This is a genomic window from Streptomyces sp. NPDC111516 (assembly GCF_055635345.1).
In genome coordinates, this window is record NZ_JBVKBV010000001.1 from 669,255 (window position 1) to 689,277 (window position 20,023).

Below are 20,023 nucleotides of genomic sequence, written 5' to 3' on the forward strand. Positions count from 1 at the left end.
CTAAGACCGACCGGCAAATTTGTTCGCTCCTCCGATCATGCTCAAGTCACAATGACCGGCATGACCTGGACCGTGACCCCCGAACCCTTCGACTCCCCCGATGCGGCGCTGCTGCGCCGGGACTACTACGACGAGGTCGCCAGTCGCTACTGGGGGCGCCCCGCGACCGCCGAGGAGATCGACGAGGGGCTCACCGACGACGGCGCCGACCGGCTCGTTCCGCCCACCGGCCGGTTCGTCGTCGGCCGGTTCGAGGGGAAACCGGCGGCCTGCGCCGGGCTGTTGGTGGTGGACGCGGACATCGCGGAGCTGACCCGGGTGTTCGTACGCCCCGAATACCGCGGTACGGGCGGCGGCGGGCTGCTCCTGACAGCCGTCGAGAGCGCGGCGCGCGCCTTCGGAGTACGCACGGTCAGGCTCGACACCCGCAACGACCTCGTCGAGGCACGGGGGCTGTACGCCAAGCACGGCTATCGGGAGGTCCCGGCGTTCCACCAGCGGCAGTACGCGGAGCACTGGTTCGCCAAGGAGCTTTAGGTCTATCGCTCCGGGGACCGTTGGAGCGCTGGGAGCACCGGAATTCCTCACAGCTCCAGGAACCCCAGGAATCCCCGGCAGCCTCAGCGACCCCAGGCGCCGTCCACCGATCGGCTCACGCCGGGTCCGGCCGCGTGGTCCCGCTTCGGCTCGGGGCAGTGGGGCCGTTCCTTGGTCGACCCGCTCGTCTCGGCGGTCAGCTCCGCCACGAGCCGGACCAGGTCGGTCGGCCGTTCCGGCCTCCACCAGTCGCCCAGCAGCTCGGCCATCGAATCCTCACGGGCCTTCGCCAGGTTCACCACGACTTCCTCACCGGTCTCGGTGAGCACCAGCTGTATCCCCTCGCGCCGGACCAGTCCGCGTACCTCCAGCTGACGTGCCGCTTCGCTGATCACCCGCAGCAGAACCGGGGTGACGTCGGCGAGCATGGACGGTTCGACCGTGCCGTGCCGCCTTGTGCGCAGCAGCATCCAGCTCGCCGCGGGCAGCAGGTCGTACCCCGCCCTCTTGGTGATCTTCACGTAGACCTCGCGGCGGCCTTCTCGGGTGGCGAGCACCGAGAGGGCCCGGGCGCATTCGTCGTACGAGGACCGCTCGACCGGGTTCGTCGCCAGGGTCTCGGTGGGCTCCGGTGCGGTCACCGAGCCGCGCAGTCTGTCCTCCTTGAGGAACCAGGCGAAGGCGAAGGCGACCACCACGACGGGTGCCGCGTACAGGAACACATCGGTGATCGAGGTCGAGAATGCATGGAGCACCAACGGCCGTAGCGTGGGCGGAAGTTTGCCGATGGCGCGCGGGTCAGCAGCCAGCGCCGAGGCGCCGACCCCGGGAGGCGGGGTGCGGTCGGCCAGCACCGCGGTCAGTTTGCCGATGAGCCGGTTGGTGAAGATCGTACCGAAGACGGCAACGCCGAACGAGGCGCCGATGGAGCGGAAGAAGGTGGCTCCGGACGTCGCGACGCCGAGATCCTCGTATGTGACGGCGTTCTGCACGACCAGCACCAGGACCTGCATCACCAGGCCGAGCCCGGCCCCGAAGACGAAGAAGTAGGCGCTCATCCTCCCGGTGCTGCTGGTCTCCGTGAGCCGGTGCAGGAGCAGCAGTCCGATCGCGGTGATGCCGGTGCCCACGACCGGGAAGACCTTCCAGCGGCCGGTGCGGCTGACGATCTGCCCGGACGCGGTCGAGGTGAGGAGCAGGCCGGCCACCATGGGGAGCATGTGCACACCGGACATCGTCGGCGTGATGCCGTGCACCACCTGCAAGAAGGTCGGCAGATAGGTCATCGCGCCGAACATCGCGAAACCGACCACGAAGCTGATGACGGCGACGAGGCTGAAGGTCCTGATCCGGAACAGCTTCAGCGGAATGACGGGCTCCGCGGCACGGCGCTCCACCTGCACGAAGGCGATCAGCAGCAGCACGCTCAGCACTGCGAGACCGATGATCTGCGCCGAGCCCCAGGCCCAGGTGGTGCCGCCGAGCGAGGCGGCGAGGACGAGGCAGGTGGCGACGGAGGCGATGAGGAAGGTGCCGAGGTAGTCGATGGTGTGTTTCGTACGGTGGACCGGGATGTGCAGGACTGCGGCGATCACGAGGAGCGCGACAACGCCGATCGGCAGGTTGATGTAGAAGACCCAGCGCCAGCTGAGGTGTTCGGTGAAGAAGCCGCCGAGGAGCGGCCCGAGGACGCTCGTCGTACCGAAGACCGCACCGAACAGGCCCTGGTACTTGCCTCGTTCGCGCGGCACGACGATATCGCCGACGATCGCCATCGAGAGCACCATGAGGCCGCCGCCGCCGAGGCCCTGAAGAGCGCGGAAGCCGATGAGCTGCGGCATGTTCTGCGCGACGCCGCAGAGCGCCGAGCCGATGAGGAAGATGACGATGGCGGCCTGGAAGAACTTCTTGCGCCCGTACTGGTCGCCGAGCTTGCCCCAGAGCGGGGTCGCGGCGGTCGACGCCAGCAGGTAGGCCGTGACCACCCAGGAGAGGTGTTCCAGACCGCCGAGATCGCTGACGATGGTCGGCAGCGCGGTGGAGACGATGGTCTGGTCGAGTGCTGCCAGAAGCATGCCGAGGAGCAGCGCGCCGATGGCCACCATGATCGAACGCGTGGAGCGGTCCTCACCGGAGGCCGGGGCCGGGGCTGGGGGGCTCGGATGCTGGGCCATGGAACATCTCCTCGGGTCCGCTACATCCCCATCCTGGCCGTTCCGCACGGTTATGGCCTGCCGAACGGTACCGGGGAACCGGCCCGGGACCTCCGGGGCTGCGGCGACCTGCGGGGACACCCCGCCCTACGACCGCGACCCACCCGGATTGGCATTCCCGGACAGGTCTTTGTATCGTGATGGAACAAAGTAGCCTCCGCCCGCCACTCCCTGACCGGTGGGCGAGGCTGCTTGTTTCTCTTTCCTGCGACATGCCCCCTTCCCTCGAATTCGCTCGGCCTCTTCCCCTTTCCTGCGTCTTCCCCCCGCTCTGGAGCCCGCCCATGCCGGCCACCGTCCTCGCAGCTCGCGCCCTCCTTCTGGACATGGATGGCACCCTCGTGAACTCCGACGCCGTCGTGGAGCGCTGCTGGCGGCGTTGGGCGCTGCGGGAGGGGCTGGACCCACAGGCCGCACTCAAGGTGGTTCACGGGCGGCAGGGGTACGCCACGATGGCGGTGCTCCTCCCGGACCGTCCGATGGAGCAGAACTACGCGGACAACCGGGTGATGCTCGCCGAGGAGACCGCCGACACCGACGGCGTCGTCCCGGTCGTCGGCGCGCCCGCTTTCATGGACGCGATCGCGGCGCTCCCGCACGCCCTGGTCACCTCGGCCGACGCCGCGCTGGCCCGGACCCGGATGAGCGCGTCCGGGCTGCGGATGCCCGCCACCCGCGTGACCGCCGAGAGCGTCGGCGCCAGCAAGCCGGACCCCGAGGGCTTCCTCAAGGGGGCCGCCGAGTTGGGCTTCGCCCCGGCGGACTGCGTCGTCTTCGAGGACTCGGAGGCGGGAATCACGGCCGGCCGGGCGGCGGGCATGCGCGTCGTGGGTGTCGGCCCGCGGGCCGCGGCGCTCTCCCCCGACGCACATGTCGAGGACCTGACGCAGCTCCGGGTGGAAGCGGCGGCCGACGGTTCGATCCGGCTGCACATCAGCGCGCGATAGCCACCCTTCGGCCGCCCCCGGCCTCGGCGCGGCCGGCCCCGCGGGTCTCAGCTCAGCTCCTCTCAGTCCCGGTGCAGCCACCCCCGTGCCACCAGTTCGAGCATGACGGCGACGGCCACCGCCTGTACGGCCATCAGCGCCACCAGCACGAACAGCTGTACGGCCCCCGCCTGCACCGGTGAGGCGCCGCCGAGCAGCATGCCCACGAAGGCGCCCGGCAACGTGACGAGCCCCACCGTCCGCGTCTGATCGAGCCCCGGCAACAGCGCGTCCGCCGCCGCGGGCCGCGCGATCTCCAGCCTCGCGTCACGGTCGAGCAGCCCGAGCGCCATACCCGCCTCCACCTCCCCCCGCCGGGTCGTCAACTCGTCCAGTGCCCGCCGCCCACCGAGCACGGTCGCGGTCAGCGCGCCCCCGATGAGGATGCCGGTCACCGGGATCAGCGCTATGCCCCGGACCTGGACGAGTCCGGTGAGCAGCAGCAGGACGATCACCGGCACGACCCCCGCCCCGATCGGCACGGCCGCCCACCACCAGGTGCGATTACGGGTGATCCGGCGGCCCGCGGTCCGCACCGCGACGGCGTACATCAGCGCCACGAACCCGAGCAGCGGCGGCAGCGAACGGACCACCCAGCCGATGAGCAGGGAGACCGCGGCGAGCTGGACCGCGGCCCGCAGCCCGGCCAGCAGGATCTCGCGCCACCGTCCGAGCGAGGCCAGCGCGGCGGCGGCTGCCGCCGCCGCGAGCAGCAGGGCGAGAACGACCCCGAGCGTGATGTCGACCGGAAGCAGCACGCCACAACTCTACGGCCGACCCGACCCGGGCCACGGGCACTAACCGGCCCGCCCCACAAGCAGATTGCCGTCCCGTCAGCACGCACGCCCGCGCAGATGCGGACGTACACCCCCATGCTCCAGTCCTGTCGGCCAGAACCCTTGATGTGACGTGCTCATGTCGCCACTCTGTTACCTGGCGCCCACCCCACGGAAACCTGGCGCCGCCACGATGGCCGGGCCCCATAGGTCACCCGTCCAAGGTCCCCCCACGTCAAGGGAGTTCGCATGTCAGGTGTCTACGCGCGTCGCATTGCTGTCGTCGCCGCATCCGCCGCCCTCGCCGCAACCACCGGGCTGCTCACCGCACCCACCGCCCAGGCAGCCATGCCCACCCCGGTGTCGGCATCGACCGCCCGCACCTATCTGAGCCAGCTGACCGTCTCCGCGGAGGGCTCGTCGACCGGTTACAGCCGCGACAAGTTCCCGCACTGGATCACCCAGTCGGGCACCTGCAACACCCGCGAGGTCGTCCTCAAGCGCGACGGTGCGAATGTGCAACAGGACTCCAGCTGCGCGGCCGTCAGCGGCAGTTGGTACTCGGAGTACGACGGCGCCACCTGGACCGCCGCCTCCGATGTGGACATCGACCACATGGTCCCGCTCGCCGAAGCCTGGCGATCGGGCGCCAGCAGCTGGACCACCGCACAACGGCAGGCGTACGCCAATGACTTGACGCGCCCCCAGCTCATCGCGGTCACGGACAATGTCAACCAGTCCAAGGGCGACAAGGACCCGGCCGCTTGGCTGCCCCCGCGCACCGCGTACCGCTGCACGTACGTGCGCGCCTGGGTGCACGTGAAGCACTACTACAACCTCACGGTCGACTCGGCCGAGAAGAGCGCCCTGCAGTCCGTCCTCAACGGCTGCTGAACCCACCACCCCTCCCTCGTCGCCCCACACCGTACGGAGCCGTGCACGCCGCACGGCTCCGTACGCCCACCCGGGAAGGCGCGGGGACGGCGTGGGCGGGGAGCCGCGCAGGACCGGCCCGTCCGCCCACGGGCCGATCCGCACGTCGCCTACGCCCGGAACCCGGCCTTCCCATTTCCGGGCGTACGTGAGCTTCCCAACATCATCCGTATTTATGGATCACCGGAAGAACGGCAGGCGTACGCTGTACAGCTGGCCCTGCCGCTCCTGCCGCTCCCCTGCGACGTCGCGGCGTTGTTCCGGATCGGGGAGTAGTAGGTGCTTGAGAGTATGGGCGCGCTGACCGGCAGCCCATGGATCTACGCCGTGGTCGCCCTCTCGGTGCTCCTGGACGTCTTTCTGCCCGTGCTGCCCAGCGGAGTCCTGGTGATCGCCGCAGCCACGGGAGTCGCCGCCGGTTCGACGACCGTGGCGGGCACCGCTTCCGCGACAAACGCCGCCGAGCAGGTGCCCCAGGCGCCCTCGCTCCTCGCGCTGATCCTGTGCGCGGCCACCGCCTCGGTCCTCGGCGACCTCGTCGCGTACCGGCTGGCCTGGCGCGGCGGCGAACGCCTGGACCGGGCCATCGCCCGTTCCCGCCGCCTCACCTCGGCACAGGAACGCCTCGGCACCGCCCTCGCCCGGGGCGGCGGCATCCTCGTCATCATTGCCCGCTTCGCCCCGGCCGGCCGCTCGGTCGTCTCCCTGGGCGCGGGCGCCGCGCATCGCAAGGTGAAGGAGTTCCTGCCCTGGTCGGCGCTGGCGGGCGTGGCCTGGGCCGGTTACAGCGTGGGCCTCGGCTATGTCGGTGGCCAGTGGCTCGGCGCGACCTGGGTGGGTACGGCCGTCTCGGTCCTCGCCCTGTTCGTGGCGGGCGCCCTCGCCGCGTACGTCATGCGCCGCCCGGCAGCCGAGGCGGCCGCCCGGACAGCGGCGACCGCGAAGGCCACTACGGCGTCCTGACCGCACCCCGTATCTCCAGACCGTCCAGCAGTCTGGCGGTCGCCTCGGCGATCTCGTCGACGGCCCGGTCGAACACTTCCTGATTGTGCGCGGCCGGGGCACGGAAGCCGGACACCTTGCGTACGAATTGCAGGGCGGCGGCCCGGATCTCCTCCTCGGTGGCCTCTTCGGGGAGGGCGGGCGGTCGAAGGGTCTTGATGCTGCGGCACATGACCCCAGTGTGACCCGCCCCACTGACAACGGCCGAGGGCACTTCTGCCCGCCGGGCACCACACCACGTCAGCCCCTCACGTAGATCACTCGGCCGCTCACCCCTCACCGGTCCGTTCGACGGCGGGGATCTCGTACGCACCGTCGAGGATCTCCTGCCCCGGTACGTAGAGCCTGAGCACCATCCGGAACTCCCCGCCGGGCGAGGGCAGCCAGTTCGCCGCCGCGGCCGGGCCGGCCGGACGCTCCCTCCCGATGTGAAGCGTCAGCGACCCGTCCTCGTCGTACACCAGACCCGGGGTGCGATCACCGATCGAGGACCGCTCGGCCGGTTTCCCGGCGAGGCGGTGGCCCTGCGTGCCGTACACGGCCATGGACCAGAACGCCCCTACCGGGGGCTGCCGCTCGAAGCGCAGTACGTAGGAGTGGGCGCCGTTCAGCTGCTCACCGTCGGCGTCACGGAAAGCGCGGGCGTACACCGCCTCGTAGCCGTGACTCCCCCACAGCGCGTTCCGTGCCGCCACCGCCCTGGTCAGGTAGGAGGCCTCCCGGTCCGCGATCCGCCACTGCGGGGAGTCGATGGTCCCGACCCCGTGCCGGTCGAGGTTGTAGTCGAAGAGATGCGGGTCCAGCTCCCAGCCCCCGTCCGCCACCGGGGGCCGGCTCGCCTCCGCCACCCGCGCCCTGCCCCGTACCAGGCCCTCGCTCAGTGCGTGCACGAGTCCGGGGCCGGCGGACACGTACGGCGACGGCCCCTCCTCCAGCAGCCCCAGCGGCTGGAACCGGTCCTGATACGCCTGGTCGGCCGCGGACGGCGGGAAGTCGGCCATCCACACCCTGAGCTGCTCGAAGAAGCGCAGCGACTCCGGAACGTCGGGGTCGGGCGCGGGCAACCCCGTTCGGTGGGTACCGGCTCCGACATGCGTGAGGGCGAGCCGTGCCTGAAACGCGCGGCCCCGCTCCATGTCGTCCGGTCCGTCGCAGGCCTCGCGTCCGATGACGGAGACGACGGAGGTCGGTGCATCGATCACCCCGCGCACCCCGTCGGGCACACTGCCCGCCCAGCCGGGCGGTACGACGAGCCAGTCCCCGGCCTCCGTACCGGTGGCACGGCGGCCGACGTACGCGAAGTTGTTGGTCCAGGCGTCCACGAACTGCAGCACGTAGTACGCACCGTCCGCGTCGGGGACATGGAGGAGAACCGGACCACCGGAGAGGTCGAGATGGGCGAGGGAGTGGACCGTGTCGTCGTCACCGACCGGCACGAAGTGCGCGTCGGGGGTCACCGGCTGACCGGCATGCGCGAAGTGGTTGAAGGGAGTGGGCGGCAACGAGCCGAAGCCCGTCTGCATGAAGTCCTCGACCGTCGACAGGTCGTGGACCAGCGGACAGCCGTAGACGTACGCCTCGGCGGCAAGAGCGACGAGTTCTTCCGCGTTCTCCTCCGGCACCGCAACCCTCTCCGTCTCCCCCACGGCCCTCTCCTTCACGCGCCCGCTCCTCAGATGACCGCCTTCGCGGTCGCCGTGCACAGCGCCCAGATCACGAACGCGTCGATGGCGACGGAGACGATCGCCCAGACCGGCTGGTACGGCAGCCAGATGAAGTTGACGATCAGGCTGATGCAGGCAAGTGCCACACCCGTGGCACGAGCCCAGACCGCGCCTCTGAGAATGCCCCAGCCGACGCATCCGAGCACGATGCCGAGGACGAGGTGGATCCATCCCCATGTGGTCACATCGAACTGGAACGTGTAGTTCCTGACGTGCGCGTAGACGTCGTCGGTGGCGATACCGGTGATGCCCTTGATCACTCCGAGGACGCCGTCGACGAGGAGCAGCACGCCGGCGAACATGACTCCACCGGCTGCCCAGGGGTTCATGTCCCCCTGATCGACGGTACGGGCCGGGCCGGACGCGGGCGCTGAGTGTGCCATGGAAACTCCTGGGCCGGATCGGGAATGCAAGACAGAACCGACCCTGCGTGGCGCCTTCCCGGGCGTCCACCCGGACGCACCCGAACGGGTGACGCGCCGAGAGGCGCCTTCCTTGAGTCTCCCGTAGGGGGAGGCGTGAGAGTGGGGGCATGAACGGCGAAGCGCTCTGCTCGATCGGTGACCTGGCCCGGCGCACCGGGCTGACGGTCAAGACCATCCGGTTCTACGCCGACCACGGGATCGTGCCGCCGACCGACCGCACCCCGGCCGGCTACCGCCTCTACGGGATCGACGCCGTGGCACGCCTGGAACTGGTGCGTACGCTGCGCGACCTGGGGCTCGACCTGGCCACGATCCGGAAGGTCGTGGACCGGGAGCTCTCGCTCCCCGAGGTCGCCGCAGCGCACGCCGAGGCACTCACGACGCAGATCCGCACGCTGCGCATGCGGCGCGCGGTGCTCACGACGGTAGCCAGACGCGGGTCCACACCCGAGGAGATGGATCTCATGCACAGACTGGCCAGGCTCTCCGAGAACGAACGTCGACGCCTGATCGACGATTTCCTCGACGCCGCGTTCGGGGGCCTGAACACCGACCCCGGAATCAGCGGAATCATGCGCTCGATGACCCCGGAACTGCCCGACGACCCCGACACCGAACAGGTCGAGGCATGGGTCGAACTGGCCGAGCTGTCCCAGGACCCGGACTTCCGCACCGTCGTACGCCACCTGGCCGAGCACCACGCGACGGATCGCCCACCGGGCGGCACGACCGGCCCGCGCCGCGACCCCGCCGCAATGGTCCGCGACCACGTCGCCCCGGCCCTGGCAGCCGGCATCACCCCGGCCTCGCGCCGGGCGGATCCGATGGTCGAGGCGGTCATGACCCAGTACGCGAGCGATGTCGGTCTCCCCGACGACACCGGCCTCCGCCACCGGCTGCTGACCCTGCTGGAAACCGCGAACGACCCTCGCCGCCTGCGGTACGTACAACTGCTCGCGGTAATCAACGCCTGGCCTCCCCCGGACGATCCGACACCGGCCCTCGCCTGGTTCGCCGAGGCGTTGCGCACCCGGGCGGCCCGGCACCTCTGATGCGGCGGCAACGGGTCGAACCTAGACTGACAAAGGCCCGAAAAGTCCTGAATACGTGAATAAAGGAGATATTCACCATGGCCAAGCGAGGAAACAAGCGGCGCGGCCGCAAGAAGAAGAACGCCAATCACGGCAAGCGCCCCAACGCCTGATCCGACCGATCACCGAGTCCGCCGCGGCCGTGGAAGTACATCACCTGCGGTGCGCCCCGCTGTGAAGCAGCCGATGCGGCGCATGCCGATGGCTTCGAGGAGCCGACGCGAGCGGAGGTCGGCCTCTTGAGTGACCGCGACGACGGACGGGGCGTCCGAGGGAATGTTGTCCCACGCCCGGTCGGGGATCGCGGTCACGGCTTCGCGGGTGTTTGCGTGACCCCAGCGCTCGGGCAGGAAGGGGTAGGACACCTCCCGGCGGCCCAGGAACCGGGATTCCGGATCGATTGATACAGAGCCCACCACGGTCGCCGTGTCGCGCGTGACCACCGCGAATGCGTGGGGACGCAACGCGAAGTTCCGCCGGTGTACCGGGAGCCTCTCTTCGTCGACGGGCCCTCCCACCTCATCAACCGGGGCCAACAGGCCGGTGTCACCGCGATCGCCGTCGAAGACCTCGACTTCACCACCGGGAAGACCCGCGAGAAGCACGGTCGCAGGAAACGGTTCCGCCAACTCGTCTCCGGCGTCCCGACCGGCCGGCTCAAGGCCCGGCTCGTCTCCATGGCCGCCGAACACGACCTGCGCATTCATCGCGGTCGACCCCGCCCACACCTCCCTGTGGCCTCTCTGTGGGACGCCCGGCATCGTGCGGGGCATCGGACTGCCCAGGCCCCACCGGCACCCGGGGGCGTGAGGGAACCCGCCCACCCGCAACGGACCACGCCCCACGAGACGTGCCACCGGACGGGAAGAGAAAGCGGCAACCCAGCGCATCCAACACCGTTCGGGATGCGACCAGAACGCACCAGTGGGTCCAAGGCTCACTCATGCACACTGGTTAGGAGCGGTATGAACTCCTGAACGCCGGTCGTTCCTCCGGAACGGCTGGCGTTCGCACGGGCGTTGACGAACGGCACGAAGTACACGGTCGCGGCGGCGGGTTCGACGTGGCGTGCTCCGTACTTCTGAGTGGAGAAGGTGAAGTCGATCGACGGGGTCGCCAACAGGTTTGACGGCACGTCCCGGAACGTCGCGTACACCTCAGGGTGAAAGGAAGAACCACATGGCACAGCCCCTGACTGCAGCTCAGGTCATATCCGCTTTGCGAGCGGAAGGCGTGCGCATCGTCGAAGTCGGTAACTGGCGTACACACAACCGGAACTCGAAGGGGCCGTGGGGTCCGGTCCACGGGTCGATCGTGCACCACACGGTCACCAAGGGCACCGCCTCCACTGTCCGCATCGTCCGCGACGGCTACGCAGACCTGCCCGGTCCTCTGTGCCACGGGATGATCGCGAAGGACGGTCGGGTGCACATGGTCGGCTGGGGCCGCGCCAACCACGCCGGCGGCGGCGACCCGCGTGTGCTGGAGCAGGTCATCGCCGAGTCCTACGGCACCCGTCCGACCCCGCCCACGAAGGGCAACGCGAACGGCATCGACGGTAATGCCCGCTTCTACGGCTGGGAGTGCGAAAACCTCGGCGACGGCAAAGATCCCTGGCCCAAGGCGCAGTACCAGACGATTGTCCGCGTCCAGGCCGCGCTGTGCCGGGCTCACGGCTGGTCGGCGAAAAGCGTGATCGGCCACCTGGAGTGGAGCGCGGACAAGGTCGACCCCCGCGGCTTCACGATGGTCCGGCTCCGGGCCGATGTGGCCGAGCGGCTGAAGCATCCCGCGAGCTGGAACCCCGGCTCCGACCAAGAGGAGGACCCCATGGCGGGGATCACCAAGAAGGACATCTTCGACGCCGTATGGAAGACGGACGCGATCGGCGGACCCTCCGACGCGGCGGACCACGAAACGAATCCGACGTGGCAACCGCAGAGCATCCTCAAGGACATGCAGGCTCGCATCCGGCGCATGGACAAGACCCTGGCCGCCCAGTCCGCCGCGATCACCGCACTCGTGGGCCAGGTCGGCACGGGTGCGGACACCGAGACCATCGTCGCCGCGGTCCAGGCCGCCATCAAGGACGCCGTGATCACCGTCGACATCCATTCGGAGGAGGCCTGACCACGGCCGCGCGTCGCCGGGCACCACGCACCCCAGGGCGGTGAGCAAGCCACGCGGCGACCTCACCCAGCGGCCGTCCGGCGCACTGCCGGACGGCCCCGGGCTGCCACCCGGGCTCCGGAAGTCGCTGGAGGTCATGCTGCTTCTCGTGTCGCCCTTCATCGGTCAGGCGACCGACCGTTAGGCTCGCGTCGCCACAAAGGTCCCGATCTTCACGGAGGGCAGCACGACGGGGATCAATCGAGAGCGCCTCGTCAGAACGCTGACGTTCTGGCTGCGGCCTGCCTTCGCGTTGCGGGTCATCAACCGGTTTCAGAAGATCGTGGGTTTCGACCGCTCGCTGGCCCTGGCGTCCAGCGCCTTGACGGCATTGGTCCCGCTCTCCATCCTCCTTGGCGCTGTCTTGAGCAACTTCGTGCGCTACGACGCCGCAGAGCGGATCATCAGGCGCTACAACCTCACCGGAGCAGGCGCCACGGCGGTCAGTTCGCTGTTCTCTCCCACCGAAGCGACCAGCGCAAGCGTGGGCATCTTCGGGGTCGTGTTTCTGACGATCTCGGTGCTGAGTTTCGCGCGAGCCGCACAGCGACTCTTCGAACAGACTTGGGAACTCAAGCCCCTCAGTGTGCGCAACACGCGCAACGGCTTGTGGTGGATCCTCACCCTCGGTGGCTACGTAGTGGTCGCCACGTTCCTCTCCGCGCTCCTCGGCGGGGGCCCGCTGGGTCTCGCCGCCTCGGTGTGTGGGGTACTGGTGACCGCCGCGTTCCTCGCCTGGAGCGGCCGGATCCTGTCGGCGAAGCGGATCAGCTGGCCGGACCTGCTTCCCTTCGGTGTCACCGGCGCCGTCCTGACGGCGGCCTATTCAGTGGGCGCAACCATCTACATGCCGCGTCTCTTCAACACCTCCGCAGCACGCTACGGGGTGGTCGGTGCTGTCTTCGCGATGATTTCCGCCCTCTTCGCAGCCATGCTCGTCCTGGTTGCATCGGCGGCACTGGGACGAGAAGTACGAGACGAGCTCACCCGGATCCGCCAGGGCCACCGCCCTTCCGACCATGAGGTCCGCCGGCAGTGGGACAGCGTGGTCGAGCAGACTCGGTCCCGGTGGCGCACGGCACGGGAACAGGTCTCTCATCGTCGGACCAAGGGCTCGAACCATTGATGGGCACGGCCGGCCACCGCCCGAAACGGCCGAAGGGGCCAGCCCGCCCGGCCGCGATCCTGCGACCGTTCCCAGGCACGTGCTGTTGACTTGCCGCATCTCGTGGCGAACTGCCGGCACTGCGGTCACTGAGGGCTGTCGGCCCGTCCGGGGCTGGGGGCCGGCACCGGTTGCTGATAGCCGCTGTGGTTGCGGTGCTTCTCTGCTGTACTGCTGGCCGTGGGGATGGACCGATGCGGGGTGGTGGAACCGTGAGTACAGGCAACCGCGGAGTGCTGGGAGTCGTGGGTACGGCGGCCGATGGAGTCGAGCAACTACGCACCGGCCTGGTCGAGCCGGCGATCGCCCTCGGCTGGCAGGTAGCCGTGACCCTGACCCCGAATGCCGGCCAATGGCTGAGGGCGACCGGTGAACTGGACCGACTGGAAGCCGTGACCGGCCTGCCGGTCCGGGATACGCCTCGCCTACCGACCGAGGCTCGCCCACACCCGGTCGCCAACTGCTACGTCGTCGCCCCCGCAAGCGCGAACTACGTTGCCAAGCTTGCGACGGGCATCGCCGACAACCAAGCACTGACGCAGGTGAGCGAGGCACTCGGCACGATCGACGTTCCGGTCGTGGTGTTCCCGCGGGTCAACGCAGCACACGTACGGCACCCAGCATGGGACGGGCATGTCGCGGCCCTACGGAAGGCGGACGCAGAGCTCATCCACGGCCCCGACGTCTGGCCGCTCCATGAACCCCGCGAAGGGCCAGCAGTTCGACAGCTCCCCTGGACCGCCATCATGGAGTCCATCCAGCACGTGACGGCCCGGGCTGCCGAACTGGCCCCACTGCGCGCCGATCTGGCGGCCGAGCGGGCGGAGAGCGCGCGGCTTCGGCTGCTGGTGACGCAGCTGGGAGGGACGCCGTGACGCGCTGAGCGCCTCTTCCACCTACTCCGCTACCTCCTGTGGATCACGGCCGCGCCGCTCTTCCTCCGCGGCGGTCTCCTCGTCGCAGCCGACGCCTGACGCTGCTGCGATCAGTGCCGCCGGCGCTTGAAGGGGGTATTCGGACAGTTTCCAATACCCGACTCCACCATTACACGTCGTCCAGGACACCCAGTGCGAGGCCGTGATTCACCTGGACCGCATGCTGAAGCGGCAGCGTCCCGACGCTTGACTGACCGCGCCCGTTGATGTCAGAAGTAGATGTCAAAGGCCCCCAACCGTGATCGGTTGGAGGCCTTTGCACTGGTGGGCGCGGACGGTTTCGAACCGCCGACATCTGCTTTGCGAGCCTGGCGCCGCTCGCGGACACATCCTCGCTGGTCACCATGCGTGCGGCAGCGCCGAGTTGATCGCCCCGAGTAACCGTGGTTGACCGCCCGAGCTGGCACTGGCCTGGCACGCAGGCCGTCGCCGACAATGGCCGGGCCGCGCCACTCCTTGAGCTCGTTGATGCAGCGCTTCCTTAGGATTTCCCGAAGCATGCAGACCAACAGATGGGGTGGGCGATGGCAGGTCGGGTCACAGCGGTGAGCAGCAACGGGGCGTACTCGTTCAGCAAGCCCAATCGAGAGTCCGTCACGCTGCTTGCCGGCCTTGGCGTCGAAGGGGACGTCCACGCGGGGGAGACGATCCGCCATCAGTTCCGCATGACCTACGAGCCGGACCTGCCCAACCTGCGTCAGGTACACCTGATGCACGAGGAACTCTTCGACGAGCTCGCCCTCAAGGGCTTTGCCGTCTCTGCGGGCCAGCTCGGCGAAAACATCACCACCCGAGGTGTTGGCCTGCTCGGCCTTCCTACCGGCACCCTGCTACACCTTGGCGAGCAGGCGGTGGTGGAGGTGACGGGGCTACGCAACCCGTGCGCGAAGATCAACGACTTCCGGCAGGGCCTGCTCGGAGAGGTCTTCGCCCTCGATCCCGTCTCGGGGGACTTCACTTTCAAGTCCGGCATCATGGCCGTGGTCCGCCACGGCGGCCCCGTCCGCCCGTACGACCCCATCGAGGTCGAGCTCCCGCCGGCCCCGCACCGTCCCCTGGAGCGCGTTTAAAAGCCGTGGAGCTGACCGGCCCCAGCCACGACGTATCCCTTCTCTGGCGTCAGGCGGCTGATTGCTGTGCGCGCGGCATGACCTCCGGCCGGGCTGGAGCGGGGCGGAGACAGGAGCGCAGGCCAGGCCGGAAACCGGGCGGCGCGCGAAGATCAGGCGTTCCACCACTCATCGGTGGCACAGCCGACTTCGTAGTGCCACCACCCATCCTCTTGTCCTTGGGTCAGGAGCGCCTTGATCCCGTGGAAGTCGCCACCGGCTGGTGCGTTGAAGGCCACCATCGGGAAGTCTTCACTGAAGACCTCGCCACCGAGTCCGAATCTCGAAAGATGCTGATGAACTGCCTGAGGGCTGCGCCCCAGCGGGCCGGAAGGAGCAGGCACAACGCGAATCGTGCAGTTGCCGGAGGCGCTGACCCGCCCCACGGCCCAGTGAAGCCCTTCCGAGTCGGTCTGGAACCGCACAACGTCACCCTCGGCCACCCCATTCTGAAGAAAGGGGATGTTCTGCACGCAAGCCGTGTCAGCGCTGAGCCTCATAGCCCATAGACCCTCGGTGTCCTGCGAGAACCACCCCTCGCGAGGAACGAACCGGAACCAGACCTTGATCTTCTCGACCATGCTCTCCATGCCGGGCATCATGCGCCAGCCGCCAAAGTCACGTCGCATCGGGCCTGAGCTGGGCGATCAATCTTCGCTGTCATCGGACGCCCACCAGCAGATCACGGCTCATCACGCAGGGCGCAAGTCGGGGTATTCAGGTACGAATCGCACCTCGGTGCCGACTCGCCGTGTCGGATCACGCAAGGCGTTGACCTGCGTGATCACGATTTGCCGCAAAGTCGAGTGGCATGGGAGGCGGCGGCGGGCCAGGATTGGCGGCAACTGGAGGTCCCCGTCGGCGTCACCGGGGGTCCGGGCTCAGAGCAAGAAGGGGTTACCGTCACAGTGATCGACACGGACGAGCTAGCCAACCGGAACGCCGGGTTCGCCGACGGCGGATCATTCGCCGACCTCGAGCTCATGCCCAGTGGCAGTCTGACGGTCATCGGATGCGTCGACCCGCGTGTCGACCCGTCCGACGTGCTCGCGCTCAAGCTCGGCGAGGCAGCGGTGATCCGCAACGTCGGAGGGCGGGTCACGCCCGCGACACTCCGGACGCTGGAGATGCTCTCGAAGGTCGTCCAGGCCCGCACGGGCGGCCCTCGCACGGGCGACGTCCACTATGCGGTCCTGCACCACACCGACTGCGGGATCACGGACCTGGCCGCGTTCCCCGAGCTGCTGGCCGATTACTTCGAAGTTCCGGCCGGAGACCTGGACGCCGAGGCGGTCACCGACCCGGTCGCCGCCGTCCGCGTCGACGTCGAAATCCTCAAGCAGAAGCTTCCGGCCGGAGTCTTCGTCTCAGGACTCGTGTACGACGTGGCCACCGGGCTCATCGACGTCGTCGTCCCGCCCGCGCGAGTGGAAGCATGACACCGCGCGGCGCCTGCGGCCGGCGCGACCGCCGTGGGCCTGCGGCTTGTACCGGGATCTGCTTCCCTGGCCGGCCGTATCGGCGGGGAGGCGCTTTCTAGCATGTGCGACGATCACGGGCATTCGGCGACCGAGGCGGCGTGGTCAGCGCCTCGCGTCGCGGAGGGACCGGCTGTTGACCCTGTGACGCTGCCCGAGGTCGACGAGGTCAGGGTCACGACGTTGGTCGACAACACCTACGACGCCTTGCTGGCCTCTGCCGAAGGCGTCACCCGGGCGTCGATGGGCTCCGGGCGAACTGCCGCGCGGCAGTTCGCCGGCGGCGAGGCCGTCGCGGGGCTGCGTGCCGAGCACGGCTTCTCCGCCCTGGTCACCGTCCAAAGCGGGAACGCGAGCAGCACGCTGCTGTTCGATACCGGCGCGTCGCCGGACGGGCTGGCGGTGAACGCCGAGCGTCTTGGCATCGATGTCGGCGGCCTGCAGGGCGTCGTGCTCAGCCACGGACACTTCGACCACGCGGGCGGCTTCGACGGCCTGGCCCGGCTGCGCGGGCGCTCCGGCCTGCCGCTGACCGTCCACCCCGCGGTCTGGACCCGCCGCCGCCTGGAACTACCCGCCGGCCAGGGTCTGGAGATGCCCACGCTGTCACGGGGTGCCCTGGAACGCGAAGGGTTCGAGGTAATCGAGCGGCGGCAGCCGTCGCTGCTGGCCGGTGGCATCCTGATCACCGGCGAGGTGGACCGCGTCACCGAGTTCGAGCACGGCATGCCTCAGGCACACCAAGCCTGGGACGGGAACGGCTGGCGACACGACCCCACCGTCATCGACGACCAGGCACTCGTCATCAACGTGCGCGGCCGGGGACTTGTCATCATCACCGGGTGCGGCCACGCCGGAGTGGTCAACATCATCCGGCACGCCATGAGGCTGACCGGCGTGAGCAAACTGCTGGCCCTCATCGGCGGCTTCCACCTGATCGGCCCCGCCTTCGAGCCGGTCATCGACCCGACGGTGGCCGCGCTCACCGAACTCGCACCCGAGCTGATCGTCCCCGGTCACTGCACCGGATGGCGCGCCCAGCACACCCTCGCCGCAGCCTTCCCGGACGCATGGGTGCAGACCAGCGTCGGAACCACCTACACACTCAGCACCCCACAGGCGGGTGATGCCTGATCCCGGCTCAGCAGTCCCGGCTCAACCGGTGCAACAGGAAGTGCCGCGTCGGCGGTACGCGAACGGGCCGCGCGTGGGTCATGGTGTGGTCGACACCGTACGGGACGCGTGGTGCCGTGCGCTGGTGACGATGAGTGAGACGTTCTGCCCACCGAAGCCGAAGGAGTTGCTGAGCACGGCTTCCTGGGGGACGTCTCGTCGCTCTGCGACGACATCGAGGTCGATGTCGGGACCGACGCCGGCCGCGGTGAGGTTGCGGGTCGGCGGGATGACGCCGTGCTTCACACTGAGGACGGCGATGAGCGCCTCGATTGCGCCGGCGGCGCCGAAGAGATGTCCGAGCGCCGCCTTGGGGGCTGTCACGGTGGCGCGGCCGAAGACCTCCCCGATCGCGTGCGCCTCGGCGATGTCGCCGACCGGAGTTCCGGTGGCGTGGGCGTTGATGTGGCTGATCTGCTCGGGAGCCAAGCCGGCTTGCGCGAGGGCCTTCCGCATGGCCGAGATCTGACCGGAGCCGTCGGGAGCGGGCGCCGTGATGTGGTGGGCGTCGGCGGCGATGCCGGCGCCCGCGAGTACCGCGTGGACGCGCGCGCCTCGGGCGCCGGCGTGTTCGGCGCTTTCGAGCACTACGACAGCCGCGCCTTCGCTCAGGACGAATCCGCTGCGGTCCGCGGCGAACGGCCGGGAGGCTGAGGCGGGTTCGGCGGTGTATCGCGACAGTGCTTGTGCCTGGGCGAAGCCGGCGACGGTGATCGGGGTGATCGCGGCCTCGGTTCCACCCGCGATGACCACGTCCGCCTCGCCGGCACGGATGAGCCTGGCCCCCAGGGCGATCGCCTCGGCACCGGAGGAGCACGCCGAGACGGGCGTGTAGACCCCGGCCCGTGCGCCGTATTCGATACTGATCAGCGCTGCCGCCGCATTGGGCATGAGCATCGGGACCGTGCGTGGCGAGACGCGCCGTGTCCCGGCCTCCTCCAGTACGTCGTCTTCCTTCAGCAGCGTCCGTATGCCCCCGATGCCCGTGCCGATCGCTGATGCGAGCCGGTCCGGGTCCACCCGCGGGGCACCGGCATCGGCCCAGGCTTCGGCCGCCGCGGTGAAGGCTGCCTGCTGTGAGCGGTCGAGCCGCCTGGCCTGCACCGGCAGCAGTGACTCGGCGGGGTCGATCGCCATCGTCCCCGCGACGGTGTCGGGAAGGCCGGCGTCCTCGTGGCCGGGCAGGACGCCGCCGCGGATGCCGGACTCGCCGGCAAGCAGGGCGTCCCAGGTGGACTCCACGTCTCCACCGAGTGGCGTGATCGCGCCGAGTCCGGTCACGACGACTTCAGTCCCGTGCATGTCCTTGAACCTTTCTTGTATGCGATACAAGCGAACGAAGCCTAGTTGTATCACATACAATTCAAGTATGGAGAAGAAGCGAACCGAAGCTCGATCAACGTCGGCTCGGTCGCGTGACCGCGGTCGCGCGACGAGGCGCCGGCTGATTGAGGCAACTGCACGGCTCTGCAAGGAGCGGCCCGGCGCCGAGGTGAGCGTCGCGGAGATCGCGAACGCGGCAGGTGTCTTCCCCAATCAGGTCACCTACTACTTCGGGTCCAAGGACTCGCTGCTCGTGCACGCCGCCTTTCTCGGCTTGCTGCACGACGCTCGACGGATTGAGCGCATCGGTCGCCAAGCCCCCGATGCGGCGATATTTCGACGCAACATCGCCCGCGCCGTACTGGCCATGCCCTCGCTCCCATCGGTCGCGCGAGCACTCGCCGCCGGGATCTCCAAGCCCGAACTCGCCCCCGTGGTCGACCAGCACCTCCAGCTGCTGTTCCGACAATCCGAGCGCTTCGTGAGCCAGCTCATCGACAGCCGCGGCTGGAGGACCCGTAGACCGCTCAGCATGGAGGCCAGAACGTTCTGGAGCACCGCGCTCGGCGCAGTACTGCTCGTCCGCGCCGGGGCACACGGCACTGTCGCCGACCTCGACCTCGCCGGAGCATTGACCATCCACGACGAACCCGAGCGCGGCTAGCTCAGTCGAACGGGCCTGCGGCGGAGACGTGTACTTTCACGACCTCCGCCACACGGGGAACACGCTCGCTGCTGCCGGAGGGCTGGACAACGCGTGAGCTGATGCAGCGCATGGGGCACTCTTCGGTCCGGGCCGCACTGATCCACCAGCACCTGGTCAATGGACGCGACCAAGCGATCGCCGCTCACGTCGACGAGCAGATCAAGAAAGTCCGGCCGGCAGACACAGCCGCGCACGAGCCCGGGGAGGCATCCGGCACGTAAGTGGCACGACGTCCCTCCTCGGCCGTAATCGCGGAGGAACGACCAAGGCCCAGGCTC

General features: G+C 69.0%; 23 protein-coding genes and 1 pseudogene. 15 read left to right on the top strand and 9 right to left on the bottom strand.

Annotated elements, in window-relative coordinates:
- Positions 1-60: 60 nt before the first annotated feature.
- Entirely contained in the window at positions 61-537 is a 477-nt protein-coding gene (locus ACZ7L9_RS03155; protein WP_471412056.1) for a GNAT family N-acetyltransferase, read from the top strand.
- A gap of 83 nt (positions 538-620) precedes the next feature.
- On the opposite strand, the gene ACZ7L9_RS03160 is transcribed toward ACZ7L9_RS03155, so the two are convergent.
- Complete coding sequence (locus tag ACZ7L9_RS03160; RefSeq protein ID WP_471412057.1) at positions 621-2,711, bottom strand: MDR family MFS transporter; 2,091 nt, start codon at positions 2,709-2,711, stop codon at positions 621-623.
- A 323-nt stretch (positions 2,712-3,034) separates the two neighbouring features.
- Between ACZ7L9_RS03160 and ACZ7L9_RS03165 the strand changes: the two genes are divergently transcribed.
- Positions 3,035-3,697, top strand: coding sequence for an HAD-IA family hydrolase (locus ACZ7L9_RS03165; RefSeq protein ID WP_471412059.1), 663 nt, complete (start codon positions 3,035-3,037; stop codon positions 3,695-3,697).
- A gap of 62 nt (positions 3,698-3,759) precedes the next feature.
- Here ACZ7L9_RS03165 and ACZ7L9_RS03170 read toward each other — a convergent pair whose 3' ends face one another.
- The gene (locus tag ACZ7L9_RS03170; RefSeq protein ID WP_471412061.1) at positions 3,760-4,494 is read right to left on the bottom strand and encodes an ABC transporter permease; all 735 of its coding nucleotides are present in this window, start codon (positions 4,492-4,494) and stop codon (positions 3,760-3,762) included.
- A 267-nt stretch (positions 4,495-4,761) separates the two neighbouring features.
- Between ACZ7L9_RS03170 and ACZ7L9_RS03175 the strand changes: the two genes are divergently transcribed.
- Both ACZ7L9_RS03175 and ACZ7L9_RS03180 read left to right on the top strand, forming a co-directional pair.
- Positions 4,762-5,406, top strand: a complete 645-nt coding sequence (locus ACZ7L9_RS03175) for an HNH endonuclease family protein (protein ID WP_471412062.1) — start codon at positions 4,762-4,764, stop codon at positions 5,404-5,406.
- 318 nt (positions 5,407-5,724) lie between these two features.
- Entirely contained in the window at positions 5,725-6,408 is a 684-nt protein-coding gene (locus ACZ7L9_RS03180; RefSeq protein WP_471412064.1) for a DedA family protein, read from the top strand.
- Here ACZ7L9_RS03180 and ACZ7L9_RS03185 read toward each other — a convergent pair.
- The 3 genes from ACZ7L9_RS03185 to ACZ7L9_RS03195 form a co-directional block, all read right to left on the bottom strand.
- A complete protein-coding gene (locus ACZ7L9_RS03185; protein WP_471412760.1) occupies positions 6,395-6,607 on the bottom strand; it encodes a DUF2277 domain-containing protein in 213 nt (70 codons plus the stop codon). The two genes, ACZ7L9_RS03180 and ACZ7L9_RS03185, sit on opposite strands and share 14 nt — an antisense overlap.
- 109 nt (positions 6,608-6,716) lie before the next feature.
- Positions 6,717-8,069, bottom strand: coding sequence for a DUF1254 domain-containing protein (locus ACZ7L9_RS03190; protein ID WP_471412761.1), 1,353 nt, complete (start codon positions 8,067-8,069; stop codon positions 6,717-6,719).
- A 50-nt stretch (positions 8,070-8,119) separates the two neighbouring features.
- Complete coding sequence (locus ACZ7L9_RS03195; protein ID WP_471412066.1) at positions 8,120-8,554, bottom strand: DUF7144 family membrane protein; 435 nt, start codon at positions 8,552-8,554, stop codon at positions 8,120-8,122.
- Positions 8,555-8,703: 149 nt separating this feature from the next.
- Between ACZ7L9_RS03195 and ACZ7L9_RS03200 the strand changes: the two genes are divergently transcribed.
- A complete protein-coding gene (locus ACZ7L9_RS03200; protein WP_471412068.1) occupies positions 8,704-9,648 on the top strand; it encodes a helix-turn-helix domain-containing protein in 945 nt (314 codons plus the stop codon).
- Between the two features lie 77 nt (positions 9,649-9,725).
- Positions 9,726-9,800, top strand: coding sequence for a 50S ribosomal protein bL37 (locus tag ACZ7L9_RS03205; RefSeq protein ID WP_373302405.1), 75 nt, complete (start codon positions 9,726-9,728; stop codon positions 9,798-9,800).
- 9 nt (positions 9,801-9,809) lie between these two features.
- Here ACZ7L9_RS03205 and ACZ7L9_RS03210 read toward each other — a convergent pair whose 3' ends face one another.
- Both ACZ7L9_RS03210 and ACZ7L9_RS03215 read right to left on the bottom strand, forming a co-directional pair.
- Complete coding sequence (locus ACZ7L9_RS03210) at positions 9,810-10,394, bottom strand: GNAT family N-acetyltransferase (protein ID WP_471412070.1); 585 nt, start codon at positions 10,392-10,394, stop codon at positions 9,810-9,812.
- A 230-nt stretch (positions 10,395-10,624) separates the two neighbouring features.
- Positions 10,625-10,822 carry a hypothetical protein gene (locus tag ACZ7L9_RS03215; RefSeq protein ID WP_471412073.1) on the bottom strand — a complete coding sequence of 66 codons (198 nt, stop codon included), beginning with the start codon at positions 10,820-10,822 and terminating at the stop codon, positions 10,625-10,627.
- A 44-nt stretch (positions 10,823-10,866) separates the two neighbouring features.
- Between ACZ7L9_RS03215 and ACZ7L9_RS03220 the strand changes: the two genes are divergently transcribed.
- The 5 genes from ACZ7L9_RS03220 (at position 10,867) to ACZ7L9_RS03240 (ending at position 15,026) form a co-directional block, all read left to right on the top strand.
- Positions 10,867-11,817 carry an N-acetylmuramoyl-L-alanine amidase gene (locus ACZ7L9_RS03220; RefSeq protein ID WP_471412074.1) on the top strand — a complete coding sequence of 317 codons (951 nt, stop codon included), beginning with the start codon at positions 10,867-10,869 and terminating at the stop codon, positions 11,815-11,817.
- 40 nt (positions 11,818-11,857) lie between these two features.
- Positions 11,858-12,001 carry a hypothetical protein gene (locus ACZ7L9_RS03225; RefSeq protein WP_471412076.1) on the top strand — a complete coding sequence of 48 codons (144 nt, stop codon included), beginning with the start codon at positions 11,858-11,860 and terminating at the stop codon, positions 11,999-12,001.
- A gap of 138 nt (positions 12,002-12,139) precedes the next feature.
- Entirely contained in the window at positions 12,140-12,982 is an 843-nt protein-coding gene (locus ACZ7L9_RS03230) for a hypothetical protein (protein WP_471412077.1), read from the top strand.
- 251 nt (positions 12,983-13,233) lie between these two features.
- Positions 13,234-13,896 carry a flavoprotein gene (locus tag ACZ7L9_RS03235; protein WP_471412080.1) on the top strand — a complete coding sequence of 221 codons (663 nt, stop codon included), beginning with the start codon at positions 13,234-13,236 and terminating at the stop codon, positions 13,894-13,896.
- A gap of 584 nt (positions 13,897-14,480) precedes the next feature.
- Positions 14,481-15,026 (top strand): MOSC domain-containing protein, encoded by a 546-nt coding sequence (locus ACZ7L9_RS03240; RefSeq protein ID WP_471412082.1) that lies wholly within the window; start codon positions 14,481-14,483, stop codon positions 15,024-15,026.
- A gap of 152 nt (positions 15,027-15,178) precedes the next feature.
- Here the strand turns inward: ACZ7L9_RS03240 and ACZ7L9_RS03245 are convergent, their stop codons facing one another.
- Positions 15,179-15,655: a DUF4265 domain-containing protein gene (locus ACZ7L9_RS03245; RefSeq protein ID WP_471412084.1), complete on the bottom strand. Its 477-nt coding sequence runs from the start codon at positions 15,653-15,655 to the stop codon at positions 15,179-15,181.
- Between the two features lie 318 nt (positions 15,656-15,973).
- On the opposite strand from ACZ7L9_RS03245, the gene ACZ7L9_RS03250 reads away from it, so the two are divergent.
- Entirely contained in the window at positions 15,974-16,504 is a 531-nt protein-coding gene (locus ACZ7L9_RS03250) for a carbonic anhydrase (protein WP_471412086.1), read from the top strand.
- A 183-nt stretch (positions 16,505-16,687) separates the two neighbouring features.
- A complete protein-coding gene (locus tag ACZ7L9_RS03255; protein WP_471412088.1) occupies positions 16,688-17,677 on the top strand; it encodes an MBL fold metallo-hydrolase in 990 nt (329 codons plus the stop codon).
- A gap of 78 nt (positions 17,678-17,755) precedes the next feature.
- On the opposite strand, the gene ACZ7L9_RS03260 is transcribed toward ACZ7L9_RS03255, so the two are convergent.
- The gene (locus ACZ7L9_RS03260; protein ID WP_471412090.1) at positions 17,756-19,018 is read right to left on the bottom strand and encodes a beta-ketoacyl-[acyl-carrier-protein] synthase family protein; all 1,263 of its coding nucleotides are present in this window, start codon (positions 19,016-19,018) and stop codon (positions 17,756-17,758) included.
- 67 nt (positions 19,019-19,085) lie between these two features.
- Here ACZ7L9_RS03260 and ACZ7L9_RS03265 point away from each other — a divergent pair, with 67 nt between their 5' ends.
- Both ACZ7L9_RS03265 and ACZ7L9_RS03270 read left to right on the top strand, forming a co-directional pair.
- Complete coding sequence (locus tag ACZ7L9_RS03265; RefSeq protein WP_471412092.1) at positions 19,086-19,703, top strand: TetR/AcrR family transcriptional regulator C-terminal domain-containing protein; 618 nt, start codon at positions 19,086-19,088, stop codon at positions 19,701-19,703.
- Between the two features lie 25 nt (positions 19,704-19,728).
- Positions 19,729-19,966 (top strand): annotated as a pseudogene (locus tag ACZ7L9_RS03270) (site-specific integrase); the annotation flags it as partial.
- Positions 19,967-20,023 lie beyond the last annotated feature (57 nt).